Annotated in this window: 11 protein-coding genes and 1 pseudogene; 1 reads left to right on the top strand and 11 read right to left on the bottom strand. The window is 51.8% G+C overall.

Annotated elements, in window-relative coordinates:
• Window positions 1–30 precede the first annotated feature (30 nt).
• The 9 genes and pseudogenes from LBW89_RS20580 to LBW89_RS20530 all read right to left on the bottom strand — a co-directional run bounded on the left by LBW89_RS20580 (window position 31) and on the right by LBW89_RS20530 (window position 11,278).
• A complete protein-coding gene (locus LBW89_RS20580) occupies window positions 31–537 on the bottom strand; it encodes an HIT family protein (protein ID WP_091033306.1) in 507 nt (168 codons plus the stop codon).
• 387 nt (window positions 538–924) lie between these two features.
• The gene (locus LBW89_RS20575; RefSeq protein ID WP_148450115.1) at window positions 925–1,266 is read right to left on the bottom strand and encodes a YolD-like family protein; all 342 of its coding nucleotides are present in this window, start codon (window positions 1,264–1,266) and stop codon (window positions 925–927) included.
• A gap of 302 nt (window positions 1,267–1,568) precedes the next feature.
• Window positions 1,569–2,612 carry a hypothetical protein gene (locus LBW89_RS20570; RefSeq protein ID WP_148450116.1) on the bottom strand — a complete coding sequence of 348 codons (1,044 nt, stop codon included), beginning with the start codon at window positions 2,610–2,612 and terminating at the stop codon, window positions 1,569–1,571.
• Window positions 2,612–3,148 (bottom strand): DUF6932 family protein, encoded by a 537-nt coding sequence (locus LBW89_RS20565; protein ID WP_148450117.1) that lies wholly within the window; start codon window positions 3,146–3,148, stop codon window positions 2,612–2,614. Before LBW89_RS20565 ends, LBW89_RS20570 begins: the two co-directional genes overlap by 1 nt.
• Window positions 3,149–3,351: 203 nt before the next feature.
• Window positions 3,352–4,902 (bottom strand): annotated as a pseudogene (locus tag LBW89_RS27960) (IS3 family transposase).
• A gap of 130 nt (window positions 4,903–5,032) precedes the next feature.
• Window positions 5,033–5,680, bottom strand: coding sequence for a pentapeptide repeat-containing protein (locus LBW89_RS20545; RefSeq protein ID WP_148450121.1), 648 nt, complete (start codon window positions 5,678–5,680; stop codon window positions 5,033–5,035).
• A 71-nt stretch (window positions 5,681–5,751) separates the two neighbouring features.
• On the bottom strand, window positions 5,752–7,962 hold the full coding sequence (locus LBW89_RS20540; RefSeq protein WP_225040166.1) for a DEAD/DEAH box helicase: 2,211 nt from the start codon (window positions 7,960–7,962) through the stop codon (window positions 5,752–5,754).
• Entirely contained in the window at window positions 7,959–9,302 is a 1,344-nt protein-coding gene (locus LBW89_RS20535) for an ATP-binding protein (RefSeq protein ID WP_225040164.1), read from the bottom strand. Before LBW89_RS20535 ends, LBW89_RS20540 begins: the two co-directional genes overlap by 4 nt.
• A 50-nt stretch (window positions 9,303–9,352) precedes the next feature.
• The gene (locus LBW89_RS20530; RefSeq protein ID WP_225040162.1) at window positions 9,353–11,278 is read right to left on the bottom strand and encodes a TerB N-terminal domain-containing protein; all 1,926 of its coding nucleotides are present in this window, start codon (window positions 11,276–11,278) and stop codon (window positions 9,353–9,355) included.
• 154 nt (window positions 11,279–11,432) lie between these two features.
• Between LBW89_RS20530 and LBW89_RS20525 the strand changes: the two genes are divergently transcribed.
• Window positions 11,433–12,146: a M50 family metallopeptidase gene (locus LBW89_RS20525; RefSeq protein WP_225040160.1), complete on the top strand. Its 714-nt coding sequence runs from the start codon at window positions 11,433–11,435 to the stop codon at window positions 12,144–12,146.
• Here LBW89_RS20525 and LBW89_RS27755 read toward each other — a convergent pair.
• Together LBW89_RS27755 and LBW89_RS20510 are read right to left on the bottom strand one after the other, a co-directional pair.
• A complete protein-coding gene (locus tag LBW89_RS27755; protein WP_318249421.1) occupies window positions 12,141–12,710 on the bottom strand; it encodes an Imm41 family immunity protein in 570 nt (189 codons plus the stop codon). The two genes, LBW89_RS20525 and LBW89_RS27755, sit on opposite strands and share 6 nt — an antisense overlap.
• Before the next feature lie 108 nt (window positions 12,711–12,818).
• Window positions 12,819–13,643, bottom strand: coding sequence for an AraC family transcriptional regulator (locus tag LBW89_RS20510; protein ID WP_225040158.1), 825 nt, complete (start codon window positions 13,641–13,643; stop codon window positions 12,819–12,821).
• Window positions 13,644–13,691 lie beyond the last annotated feature (48 nt).

Below are 13,691 nucleotides of genomic sequence, written 5' to 3'. Positions count from 1 at the left end.
CCCGATGCATGAACACGGTGTTAGATGAAGTTACCTTGAGCTACTCACAAAATCCCTCATGCCCTCTCTTAGCATGCTAACCCCTTCTTCTACACTCTTCATATTCTCATCGTCATTCATATTATTCCTTGCATGTAATAATGCCGGTCTTAATGATTCTACTGAATTTCCAAATTGATACATCCATTCATATCTAGGAACCATCCATAAATGAAAGTGGTGTGTTGTATCTTCATTATAAAAATAATAGACCTTATCAATTCCCAATCGTTTTCTTTGTTCACTTCTGAGCTTATGGATTAACGAAATAAATTCTAATCGCTCTTCATCTGTTAATTCATCCATACAGTAAAAATGCCTCTTTGAAGCCAATATAACTAACCCTTTAATTGGGTAAGCAATATCCTGATGGACATGAAAGTTGCTTGATTCAAAAATCACTCCACCTGTTGAAGAAATCAAACCACTTGTCAATGCGCAGCTTACACATTCAACTTCTACTGATCTTCCATCAGCCAATGTAATTAGTCTTGGCATTATGCACCTCATAGTTTTTGATTTTGAAAAGAACTTGCATCGTAATTTCATCTAACGTTCCGCATCTATGACGCGACCCGGCCTTAGATAACTCTTAAGTTAATACGTATATTTAATTCGTTTAAAAAACGTGAAATCCTTTATCCAAGCGGCTTTTACGGTTTCACAGGGTCTGTGAATATTTCAAAAGTTGATATATTTTGTGGGCAAGTTGTGGGCATGCTCCCAACAACAAAAAAAGACTACAGAGGCATAATTGCTCCTGTAGTCTTTTCATTTACTCGGCTGCCAATATATCCTCGATCCGAATCCACTGCCATTCACCCGGACCGGTAGAAAGTTTAACCTCCCGCCGTTTAGTTTACGTCGCTTTTCTACGTTCACTTCCTATTCTCTTGGCGCGAATCCCAATTCGAGTATATCCGCCATGCCGAACCATTCGCCGTCAACCATAAAGCGGCCGGACCGTAGATCGAGCCGTTCAATTACGCCGACGACTCGCACGTCTTCGAACTCGTCAAACATGCGCAAATTAACCGGCTGTTTAGCGCGATGTGTCTCGACCAGAAAACGCGAAATCTGCTCCGTGAGCTGTCCATCGATTTCCGGACGGCTCTTGCGTTTTTCCTCATGTTGAGCGCGCAACATCGCCTCTTTATCCTCTGGCAGGATCATGCGGGAGGACTCGCATAGCATATTCGACCCCGGCGTAAGTTTGTTCGTTGACATATCCGAATCACCTCTGCGGATATTATATACCGAACAAATGTTCCTATTCAACGAGAAAATTTTACGATAGCTCTCTAATCGGATTTATCGAGCTTGGCGCGGGGCCGACGGAGAAAGAGGCTTTTTATGGCGTGAGTCAGGGAGTGGTTACCGGAGAGGATCGATTTTGTTTACGGAGACGTGGAAAAGGCCCGTGTGAAAATACGGAATTGGACTCGCGCATGAATGCTGAGAAATTCGGTGTTTTAGAGTTCATGATGAAAAAATCCCGCTAACCAGTGAAGGTGCGGGATTTTTTCTCATTATTCCACAGTTATTTCTTCGGCTTCTAGCCTCAGTAATTTATTATTACTTGAATAAACAACAAAGCCAGATACCTTCACTCTTTTTTTAAGAAATCGTTCAAGACTTTGCTCACCATCATCATTTAATAAGTAACATCTTATTTCATCATGCTTAACATCTTCAAAAACAAATGGTCGAATAATTAAACTCTTATCGTCTAAATCAACACCACGTACTTTCCCCTTACCATGTACAAATTCTTTATTCACTAGTTTTTTTGCTTGTTTTGATAATTGTTTACGCGTGTGTTTGGTTGTATTGACTATACGCTGACGAAAAGTTACACTGTTTCCTTCAAAGGAAATTGCGTCAATATTAGACTGAGAACTAGGTGTAACCTGCTTAGCATAGTGAATAATTTTTAAAACATCTCTTTCGTTATACTTTTCAACCAACCCACTTAAAATTTCTTCATCTTCTGCTGAAGCAAGTGCAGATAATAATAGCTGCATTGATTCAACAGCCATCTCATTTTGGGTAGCTAGTTCTCTAAGTTTTTCCCACGGATCCTTATTATAGCTAAACATATCCAGTTGTTCATCATCGATATCTACTTTCAAATTAGGCGATTTCAAACCTAATTTCAGACTTCCTGTAGCTGTTGTAGTAAGATCGAATGAAAGCGGAAACTCATTTGTAATAGATTTAATATCAATATTACGAGCTTTTGCAATTAAGTTTAAGGATTGTCTATTAGCGTTAGATAATTTACTTAAAAAGTTACCAACCAAGCCAATTGGCCCCTTACCTGATTGGAAATCCTCTCCATTAATTCGAATCCAAAGGTCAACATCCTTGTCAGGTTGAGATAATTTCAAATCGACTTCCTCATTTAACAATTCATTAAGACGATCTTTCATGCTGTCCACTAAATATTTTGCCGAAGGTTCATAAATGTTGAGTAATTCAGAATTATCTTTATAAGTTGATCTTATTCTTTCCAAGTTCTTTTGGGCTTCTTTTAATTTTTCTATTGTTTCTGACAAGGTGTCAATAACCATCAGATTTCACCCCCATCTAAGTATACCTTAAGTATACCCTTGCTTCGAGGAACTATAACCCAATCAGGGTCTCTTTCCGGATCCTTGTCTCTAAGCTTCCCCTTCGATCCGCCAGTGCAGAAAAAATAAGCCCACTGATTCAACATATCCTCTGAATCAGCCAGTAGTAAATGCGCTCCAAACATATTTCTAATGGCTAATTGATTATTTGGATTTAAAAACAAGGTAATTGCCTGCTTATCATGCTCATCCAAGGTAGTAAATGCTTCAGAAACAACCTCCGGTGGAATGTACGCTGCAAAATCAACATCGCCAGGTTCTTTTCTTCCTGTAACAAAGCTCCCGTCGATTAATATAGCTTTTGGTGTTAACCCGACGTCAATAAGTCTATTGATTAACCCCTTGAACATTCTCCATAGTTTTTTTCTTTTTTCCGTGAATAAGAACGCATGTTCTATATCCTTTATTGTACACTCATGAATACCTTCAGGTAAATGGTATCCATCACAAAATTCAGGGATATTATTCAAAATCAATACAGCCCTTCTTTATATAATGGTAATATTTGAGAGTATTAATTCTCCTCAATTTTCACCCATTAAAGAAGGTATGTCAATTGTTATATGATCCAAAATAAAAAAGTTACTAAACTTTAGCCAAACTTAAACATAAAATAAAAAGACCCCCGCCAGCTTGAAGCGCTCCCCGTCAAGTAGACAGTACAAAAAATAAAAGTCAATTAAGCGGCCTTGGTCCTGAATTCCATTGGACTGAGGCCGTTTAGTTTTGCTTGTAGTCTTTCATAATTGTAAAAGTGTATGTAGTCATCAATATCCTTTTTGAGTTCCTCAAAGCTTCGGTAGGTATGCAAATAATACTTTTCACATTTCAAGGTTCCCCAGAAGGATTCCATCGGTCCATTATCAATGCAACGACCCACACGGGACATACTCTGCTTTATTTTAGCTTCGTCCAACAGCTCCTTAAAGCGCAGTGATGTATACTGAAAACCGCGGTCACTATGAAGCAGCGGTGTGCTATCGGGTGCTGACTGCAGGGCTAGATCCAACGTCTGAAACACGAGAGGATTATTATTGGAGTGTCCCAGTACGTAGGAAATAATCGATTTGTCATGAAGATCAAGGATTGCGCTTAAATAGGCCTTCTGGCCATTACCGTATTTAAATTCCGTGACATCCGTTACCCACTTCTCATTCGGCGCTTCGGCCTGGAACTTACGATTAAGTATGTTCTCAGCCACCTGCTGCGGCGTAGAACGCTGGTACTTCCTTTTCTTTCTACGGATGACGGACTGGATTCCTTTAATCTTCATAAGTCGTTGCACTCGCTTAAGGTTAATCGCTTTTTGCATTTGTCGACACATATGTAGTGTTAATTGCCGGTAACCGAAGGTGCCCTCGACCTTCTCGTACAAGGACATCATAACCTCCGTCAGCTCTCTGTTCTCCATCTCGCGCTTCCCAGGAATGTGGTTAAGCCACTTGTAATAGCTTGACCTTGACACCCCGGCAGCTGCATAAAAGCTGTATACTGAGTGACTCTGCTTTTGGACAGCTTGAATGGCAAGGTAGATCTTCTCTTGCCGATGCTGGCTCAGGGACGCCTCCTTTCGAGATCTTGTAACTTTTTTAAGAAAGCATTCTCCGCTCGGAGCCGTTCGTTTTCGTACTCGAGCTTCTTCATGGCAAGCTTTTGCTGATCCGTTTCGCTTAGCTCTTCAGGCGACTTTGTACGTCCTCTGCCGTCCTGTAAAGCATCCTGACCACCTACTTCATACTTCCTTACCCATCCGTATACTTGCTGGTAAGAAACCTGGAACTGCCTTGCTGTTTTTGTATAGTCTTGTCCATTTGCAAGGCAGTAGAGGACAATGTCAATTCTCTCCTGCCATGTCGTGGAACGTCCCTTGGTCATAGCCGTTGTTCCTCCTGTATAGGCTTTTAAACTGCTATGACTATTATACTTCTTAATCCAGTTGGCGAGTTGCGTTCGACTCGCAATCCGATATTTATCAATGATTTGATTCTGCGACACCCCCCATCCAGATAATCCTTAACCGCTTGGTGCTTTAGCTCTCGGAATAACTCCGATTATGAGTGCGGATTTCTAATCCCTCGTATCCATATAACCGATAACGATGTTGCCATTTGGCTATTGTGGACTTATTAAAGCCATGCTTCCTGGCGGCTTCCTTCACTCCAATAAGGCCCCTTTCAATCTCTTGAAGGATGGCTAACTTCTCAATAGCACTGGGCTTGTCTGTAGGCATGAAAAAAAACTCCCCTCACAGTAACAGGTTTTATTATTTCACCTGTCTACTGTATGGGGAGCATATCAGCAGAGTTCTGCCTTCCGATGCTTTCGGATACCCGTTTATGTATGCTCTGGGCACTCCTCTTCTATCCCTTCACCTTCAATCCCAACAGCTTCGCAAACCCGATCGCCTGCTCGGGCGCCACGGTGCATCCCGCCAGTGCGTCTACCGGAATGTCGATTCGGTCATACGTGCACGTGCTGATATCCATCCCCTTCAGCGAGGTGTTGTTGAAATCCGCTTCGTTCAGGTCACACACGTCGAGCTCCACATCCTTGAACTTGCAGCCATAAAACGTCGCATTCTGCAAAACACTGCCTGTAAAGCGCACCTGCTTGAGCGAAGCCTCGCCGAAATCGGACAGGTTCATGATACAGTTTTCAAAGGTGACGAACCCGAGGTTGGCCTTGCTCAGATTGATGCCGGTCAATTTGCAGTCCTTGAAATGGACGCGGTGGATCACACCTTTTTGCAAGACGGCATTGGACAGGTCGCAGTTTTCCAGAACCGCGTCGGTCAGGTCCATCCGGTCGAAAGTGGTATGGGCAAAAGAACATCCGCGCAGCCTTACTTTGGCCAAAATGCACCGATCCATGACCTCATATTCGAACCGGTCGCCGCTGAGCAGCCCGTTCACTAGTTCACGGTCCTCGTCCTCCAGGACATCCTCCCACCGTGCCTCGTTCAACTCCGCCGGAAGCTGAGGTGCCATCATTTTTATTCTCGCCGCCATGTCTTTATCCCCTTCAAAAATTAAATTTAATGCGTATCTAAAGCGCTCCCGCTCCGTTAGCTGTTCGGCTTTCAACCGGCAAAACCATCCCCCGGAACGCCGTTCAACGCTGCCTTCAAGCCCTTCAAATCCAATCCGTCCACGGCAAAAGCGCGCCGCACCAGCTCGGGCGGAACAAACTCATCGTACTTCCCCAGGTAGGGGGCCTCGCTTGCGTCTAGCAGCCCCTCCGCATCTCTCACCTCGGACAGCTCGGCCTGGATCGCGGTCAGAAGCTCATCCGCCCCGGCCCGTCCGGCGACGACCATGTAGTACGGCTCCATCGGCACCACCTGCCGCAAGCCCATGGATTCGTACAGGTTATGCTTCAAAAGACGCTCCAAAGTCCGGAACTGTTTGCTTCCCGCCCACGGCAAAATAAACACCGAATCGCCGCCCGCGGGAATCACCGGACTGCGCAGCAGACCGCTTTCGCGGGCCAGCCGCCGCGCGCGCTCCAGCCGGTTCACGGCGCCGGGAGCAAGATACGGGTAGAGCGTGGATTCTTCCAGCACCTGACGCATTTTTTGCATCACCCGGGTGTGCACATCTCCGCCGGCGCCGAGCCAAAGTGTGTCCACCTTGCCCCGGGAGGATTTGACATACACCGCTTTATGCTTGTTGTCCACCTCTTCCACCTTCCACAGCTTCCCGGCCAGCGAGAAGCAGTAGCCCGGCGGCGGCACGGTGGTGATGCTGCCGATTTCTTCGGAGCCGTTGTACACCGCATGCTCTTCGTCATCCTTGAACACGGCGTAGAAGCGGAAATTGTTGACCACCTTCTCCCCGCCGAGCCCGATGATCAGCGTCCCTTCCTCCGTCTGCTGGATATGGTCGGTCTGCAGCAAGTACTGCAGCAGTTGCCTGTACTCCTCCGGCTCGAAGCCGTTAAAAGAAGGCAGCGTCAGCACCGCCCGCGCCAGCTCGGCGGGCTCGGCTTCGCCGATGCTCTTGAGCGTGCTCATCGTTTGGTGATAGAGCACGCCAACCGGCTTCCGCCGCAGATCGAGCGGCTCCACCCAGCGTTCGCGGACGTACAGCTCGATGACGGCGATCGCCCGCAGCAGCGTCCACGGCACGCGCGCGGGGAGCTGCGCCTCCTCGTCCTCTTCCTCCGCGACGAGGAACATCATTTCGGACGCCATGTCGCCCCGGCGTCCGGAGCGGCCGAGCCGCTGCACGAAGCTGGAGCAGCTGTACGGCGCCCCGAGCTGGATCACCCGCTCCAGCTCGCCGAGGTCGATGCCCAGCTCCAGCGTGACCGTCGCCGCGGCGACCGCGGGTCCGGGGCCGGAGCGCAGCGCGGCCTCGGTCTCTTCGCGCAGCATCGCGGAAATGCTCCCGTGATGCACATGAAACACATCGCGCTCCTCGCGCTTCGCGGCGATCCGCCGCATCTCAAGCGTCGTCAGCTCCGCGTCCGAGCGGCTGTTGGTGAAGATGAGCGCTTTTTTGCGGTGCGTGTGGTCATATATGAAGTTGTGATAGTTCTGCTTGGCCAGCTCCAAATGCTCGGCTTCCCGTTCATTCCGCGCGTCCGGGAACGAAAAATGCTCCACCGACAGCTTCAGCTTCCGCCCGCCCTGCGGCGAGACGACCTCGACCGGCTGTCCGGTGCCCGCCCCGAGCCAGCGCGCGGCCGTGTCGTAATCGCTCAGCGTGGCCGACAAGCCGATCCGCCGGGGAGAGCAGGAGGCCAGCCGCGATAGCCGGGTCAGCTGGCTCAGCACCTGAATCCCCCGGTCCGCCCCCATAAACGCGTGCACCTCATCGATCATGATATACCTTAGATCATGGAACAGCGCGGGGATCGCATTGGGCCGGTTCATCAGCAGCCCTTCCAGCGATTCGGGCGTAATCTGCAGAACGCCGCAAGGGCGCTGCATCAGCTTGGTTTTCTCCGCCTGAGACACATCCCCGTGCCAATGCCAGACCGGGACCTCCCCCTCGCGAAGCAGCTCGGTGATCCGCTCGAACTGGTCGTTGATCAACGCCTTGAGCGGCCCGATATACAGAATGCCGACCGATTCCGACGGCCGTTCGAACAGCTCCGTCAACGCCGGAAAAAAGGCCGCCTCCGTCTTCCCCGACGCCGTCCCCGAAGCGATCAGCAAATGATGCGGGGTATCGAACAGCACCCGGCAGGCCTCGACCTGGGCTTCGCGCAGGGAGTCCCATTGTTTGCGGTAAATATATTCCTGAATGAACGGAGCCAGCCTGGAAAAAGAATTGTTTCCGCTCATAGGTCAAACTCCGCCAAAAAATCGTCCAGTTCATCCTTCGCTTCTTTACGCGAACCCGCGCCGCCCGATGCCGCAAACTCGTGCTCCCGTTCCCCCATCAACGCCTCGAAGCTCAGCGTCTCATGCTGGTGCAGCATATGCAGCACGTCCATGAAATCGCGGACGACTTCCCGGGTTGTCAGCAGCTCCTCGGCGCCCAGCCGGCCTACCGCCGCCTGCATAAACGCGATCAACTGCTCGTCCGTCAGCTTCGCCGCGTAGCCGAAATGCATGGCATGGATATCCCGCAGTTTTTGCAGGAGAATCAAAATTTCTTCATGCGACAGCATATCGAGCTTCAAGATCGGCGAGGTGTACGTCCGCCGCTCACCGCTGCTGTAGCGCCCGTCCATAAGCCGGGAGCGGAGAGCGTCATAGCTGAACAATCCCCGCCGCTCATCCTCCACGAACTGCGGGGTTCCGCCGAGGTAAATGCCGAGGTACTGCGCCTTCCCCTGCATCGTGTCGTTGAACATCGTCAGCAATTTCTCATAGTTGCTTTGGCGGGAAATGCTGTTGGTGATTTTGTACAAATTCACGCCTTCATCGATAAAAAGCAGCAGTCCCTTATACCCAATCCGCACGGCGAACTCCGCCCAGAGCTTCATGTAGTCGTACCAGTTGTCATCGTCGATGATCACGCCGACGCCGAGCTCCTTGCGGGCTTCCGTCTTCGTCGGAAATTCGCCCCGCAGCCAGCGGAGCGCCGCCGCCTTCCGGTCCTCGTCCCCGAGTTTGTATCCGCTCCAGTAAGCCGCCAGCACCTTGGCAAAATCAAACCCGTGCACCAGGTTCTGCAGCTCCTGGCTCACCGCGTAAATCCGCAGCTCCACCGCGTCAAGCAGTTGCGGATCTCCGGGCCGCAGTCCCGTGGCCTGCATCTGCTCCTGCTGCAGCGCGGCGATCCATTTCTGCAGCATCGGTTCCAATGCGCCGCCATCCGGCCTCGTCCGGGTGGACATATTCCTCATCAGCTCCCGGTAAGTCGCGAGCCCTTGCCCCTTCGTGCCGACGAGGCGGCGCTCCGGAGAAAGGTCGCCGTCCGCCACAGCAAACTCGCGGTCCATCGCATAGTTGCGCATCATTTGCAGCAGGAAGCTTTTGCCGCTGCCGTACCGCCCGGTAATCAACCGAAAGGCTGCCCCGCCCTCCGCGATATTGTTCATATCTTGAAGCATCGACGCGACCTCGGCCTTGCGCCCGACGGCGATATGCTCCAGCCCGACCCGCGGCACCACCCCCGCCGTCAGGGAGTTCACCAGCGCCGTCGTGAGCCGCTTCGGAATTTGCACCTGTTTCATCGACATTTCACCTCATTGATTTCTCTTCTCTCGCCCTCGCCGCTTCCCATTCACTCGGCCGCTTTCCCAAGCAGCCCGGCGAGCTCAGACTGATATTCCTCGGGAATTTCGGCGCCGTCCACCAGCAAATCGCCGATCTCTTCCATGGCGATTTCATTAATTTCGTCCAGCAGCAGCTCGGGCATCGAGCCGGCCAGCTCGGCGATCCTATTTAAGCCGGACGTCCCTTCGCCGTTCAACAAAGCGGACAGCATTTCAAGATGCGCCCCGCTGAACCGCGCCGACATCTCCCGCCACCCGGGCGGCAGCTCGTCCCCCCCTTGGATTCGGTCTGCGAAAAACGCCGCCGTCGATTCGCTCCCGGCAACCGCCTCCCGTTCGGTCCAAAGCACCGTTTCTTGTCGGGCTACCGGGCTTTCGCTTTGGCTTTGGCTTTGGCTTTGGCTTTGGCTTTGGCTTTGGCTTTTGCTTTCGCTTTCGCCTACGCTTTTGCTTTCGATGTCGATGTCGGTGTCGCTTTCGCTGGACGCCGTCGGCGGAATCGCCAGTGCGCCCGTCCCCATGTCCCGGAATTCCTCGGGTTCTTCCGCAAAGACCAGCCAGCCCCGCTCAAAATCAAGCTCCGTCTGCTGCGGTCCCGACTGCTTTCGCTTATGCGAGGAATCTCGACGCCGGTCCGGCTTGGTCTCCGTGATCGGGGACGCCGCCGTCTTAGGCTCACCCCAAGCATTTTCCCCAAAGCCGCCCAATTCCTCCGCAAGCAGAAGATCGCGCACTTCATCCGACTCCTTCTGTAATTTGCGCAGCCTGGCCGTGTTGATTTTCACTTTGGGGGTCCGGGCCTTGACTTCCTCCGCTTTGCGCTGCTCGAATTCCTTGCGCAAAAAACGGTCGACAAGCTGCTCGACGTCCGGCTCCACGACGATCCCCCGCAGCTTGCCTTTGAATCCCGTCAGATCGCGGAGCTTGTTCTCCGTCAACCGGACGAGTTGGGTCACATAATCGCGGAGCGGCGGATGCTCGCTCACGGGAATCATCGTGACCGGAACGCTGCGCCCGTACAGTTCAAAATCGTAGACAGCGCTGCGGAACAAGTACCGCTTGACTTTCTTCTCCCGCGGCTTAAACCGGTCTATAAGCCGATTCCCCTGCGTCTTGCCCAAATAGCCGTCAACCAGGGACACCACTTTCGGCGCATACTGCTGCAAGTCTTTCCGTCCTTGGCCCGTATAAAAGCGACTCTTCTCCACCTCATAATCGAGGAGCGGCGTCAGCATGTCCCAGGTCAGTCCGAGCGGTTCGGCCGTGAACCTCCGGTACCATTCCAGTTCCCTCAGCTCGGCCGAAAGGTTCCGGGGAAATTTCAGCAGGGGATCCATCCCGGGCAAATCCAGCCCGAACACCAGGGCAAAATCATACAGCCATTCCCTCGCGTACACCTCCAGTTTCGGGTAACGCTCACGGTATTCCCGCCAAACCCGGAAGAGGAGATCCAGCCCCTGCGACGGCTCCCGCCAGCCGATGCCATGAATCAATTCATACATATATACAAAAAGATACGACAGATCCGTATCCGGGTACCTTCCCGCACGGACCTCTCCGCGCCAATGCAAATACCATTTCAGTTGTGGCGGCTGCATTTCCGCATAGGTCGGCCAATACGTTTGGAACGGGACGAAATCGGCCGTCTCCACCGTTTCCCCTTCCAGCTCCTTAGCCTGCTGGACAAATTGCTCCTCGCGGGAAACATACCTGAAGTTTTCCCTCCAGTCGATTTCCCGCTCCTCGCGATCCGGCATCACGATCCGGCTTTGCCCTTGCGGGTTCGCCCCGGCCATAGGGTTCACAGCGTCCGCATGCTCCTCGCGGTCCGTGAAATCAAGCTCCAGTTCGGCGAACGTAAGCCCCTGTTCCCGGGTGGTTCGCGGGTTTTTATTATCCTGAGACATGCCGTGCTTGTCCGCTCCTTCGTTCATCGTCCAATGTCCTCCATCATGACACCATTATACCATCGAAGCGAAAATTTGTTCGCTTTTTTGAATGCATTTTTGTTCTCTATTATAATGGAGTGACAGTCGGCTCTTCCACGGGAGATTCGGTTGTCAGCGATAACCCGAAAGGATAACCCATATGAACAAATGGCTTAAGGCCTTGCTTTTTTTGCTGGGGGCCGCGTTTCTGACCCGGCTGATCCCTTTTTCCGACTGGTTCCGCATGCTCGATACGATGGTGCACGAGCTCGGTCACGCCGTGGCGACGCTGCTGGTCTCCGGCCGCGTGCTGCGAATTGAACTGAATCCCGATCACAGCGGGGTCACCTACTCCATGCTGGCTTCCGGATGGAGCCAGATTGTCGTTTCTTTGGCCGGCTACATTTCGGCTTCGCTGTTTGCCGTCGGTATGTTTTACGGCTATGCCAAACAAAAACAAGCCCTGGGGCTTGCGGTAATCAGCGCCATGGCGCTGGCGACGATACTATTTTTCGTGAGATCGGGGTACGGGGTGGGCTGGCTGATCGGCTTTATTTTGATCAACGCGGTATTTTACTATATTGGCGGAAAGATTCGAAACTTCTACTATTTGCTGCTGGCCTTCCTGTGTCTGGAAGAGTCCGTGATGGGGCCGATGATCCTGCTGCAGCGCTCCGTCATCGATCCCCGCCAAGCCGGCGACGCCGCCAATTTGGCCGATCTGACCCTGGTGCCGGCACTGGTGTGGTCGATGATTTTCATCGTGATTTCCCTTTGGTGCGCACTCTTCGCGCTGCAGCTGTACTGGAAGCGGGACCGGGCGGCTAGACCGGACAGATCCGAAATGACACCAAGGATGCGGTCCGGATTATGACTTTCGGGGAGAGCTGTCCGGGGCGAAAGAAAGCCCCTTCTCCTCCAAGGCTTCGCGCAGGATCCTCACGGCTTTGGGGCCTACTCCATGCAGCTTGAGGAGATCTCGTTCGCGGATCGAAGCGAGCTGGTCCAGCTCCCGGTATCCCGCTTGGGCAAGAGCCCGCGTCGCAGGCTTACCGATATGCTTCGGAATCTCGCTATCCGCAGCCTCCCTTTTCACGGATATTCCATGAAAATAGGCGCCAAAGACCTCATCCAGCCGGTCCACCATATCCGGAAAATGCTCCTCACCCGGCAGCCCCTGAATGGAATATTGATCGTTAGGGCAATAATTCCACATAAAGCTGCGGTAGATAAAAGAAAACACCTTAGCGATCGCAGCGCTGATCCCTCGCTCCAGCCGCGGTTCCCGTTTCGTAGCTTCAATGATATCGACCATCGCGTGGTACAGTTCCCAGTATGAAGCCTCATGAAACAAGTCCTCTTCGTGCAAATAATAAATAAAACTCCCCTCTTGCCCGTTACTATTGGCTTCAAGCACTTTGATCGCTTCGTTTTTCATCCGTGCTCCCCCTTCCTTCATCGTTCAATTTTCAACCGCTCAACACGCCAATTTAGCTGGAATGGTTCCCGCTAAACGATCCGCCTGGCCGCCTTAAGTCACCTTACCTCAGGAACCGAGTCCGTGCATCCTTTTGAATTCCTCGGGGCTCATTCCAGTATACCGTTTAAACACCGCGCAAAAGTAGCTGGAGTTTTCGTATCCCGCCCTTTGCGCAATCTCGTAGATCTTTTTGCCGCGCTCCGTAAACATTAACTTTTTGCTCAGATTGACGCGTTCTTGATTGATATAAGCGAGTGGCCGGAGCTTCAGCGTTTTCTGAAAAAGGCGGCACAAATATTGCGGCGAAACGCCCGCGATCTCCGCCAGTTCGCCGAGCGGCAAGGGACGCGACAAGTTTTGCGCGATGTAGGTAAGCACCGGACGCATTCGTTCCAGTTCATCGTTTTTTGCCGCGGGTTCGATCAACTCTTTTTTTAGATCCAGCAATAGGTTGTACAACTGCTTGGAGCACTCCGTTTCAAAATCCTCGGTCCCCGTTTCTTCCGCCTCAAGCATGCGGTAAAGGGGGGCCAGCAGCGTCGATGTACGCAGCCGACCGACACCTGATCCGTTGACCCCCGCATAGGCGAGCAACTGGCTTGCTTCCCTCCCTTGAAACGAAACCCAGGCCAGTTCCCAGCGGTCGCTAACCGGCATGTACTTGTGCGGAATTCCCGGGAACAAGAAGAAGACTTCCCCAGGCCCCACGAGAAACTCCTCCTCGCCCAGGATCAGTGAGCCTTGGCCTTGAATCACCTGATGCACCTGATAATCGGGAAAACCCGCGGGACGATGCGTTTCGTCCTGATGCTCCCAGTAGCCCAGCGTCGTCATAAACACAGGCAGCCGGGAGGTTTCCTCCGTCTTTCCGAAGATGATCCGGGACTTCAACGGAAAACCCTCCTTTTGTTTCATATTTTAATACACAGGGCGAATATT

This window comes from Paenibacillus sp. alder61 (assembly GCF_020179875.1).
GTDB lineage: Bacteria > Bacillota > Bacilli > Paenibacillales > Paenibacillaceae > Fontibacillus > Fontibacillus faecis.
The sequence above is the reverse complement of the archived record's forward strand: the minus strand, read 5'-3'. Positions and strand labels throughout refer to the sequence as shown.

Coding starts and splice junctions, on each gene's coding strand:
- LBW89_RS20535 (WP_225040164.1), bottom strand. CDS start 9,302: ATGAAACAGGTGCAAATTCCGAAGCGGCTCACGACGGCGCTGGTGAAC.
- LBW89_RS20545 (WP_148450121.1), bottom strand. CDS start 5,680: ATGGCGGCGAGAATAAAAATGATGGCACCTCAGCTTCCGGCGGAGTTG.
- LBW89_RS20570 (WP_148450116.1), bottom strand. CDS start 2,612: ATGGTTATTGACACCTTGTCAGAAACAATAGAAAAATTAAAAGAAGCC.
- LBW89_RS20540 (WP_225040166.1), bottom strand. CDS start 7,962: ATGAGCGGAAACAATTCTTTTTCCAGGCTGGCTCCGTTCATTCAGGAA.
- LBW89_RS27755 (WP_318249421.1), bottom strand. CDS start 12,710: ATGAAAAACGAAGCGATCAAAGTGCTTGAAGCCAATAGTAACGGGCAA.
- LBW89_RS20575 (WP_148450115.1), bottom strand. CDS start 1,266: ATGTCAACGAACAAACTTACGCCGGGGTCGAATATGCTATGCGAGTCC.
- LBW89_RS20530 (WP_225040162.1), bottom strand. CDS start 11,278: ATGAACGAAGGAGCGGACAAGCACGGCATGTCTCAGGATAATAAAAAC.
- LBW89_RS20525 (WP_225040160.1), top strand. CDS start 11,433: ATGAACAAATGGCTTAAGGCCTTGCTTTTTTTGCTGGGGGCCGCGTTT.
- LBW89_RS20580 (WP_091033306.1), bottom strand. CDS start 537: ATGCCAAGACTAATTACATTGGCTGATGGAAGATCAGTAGAAGTTGAA.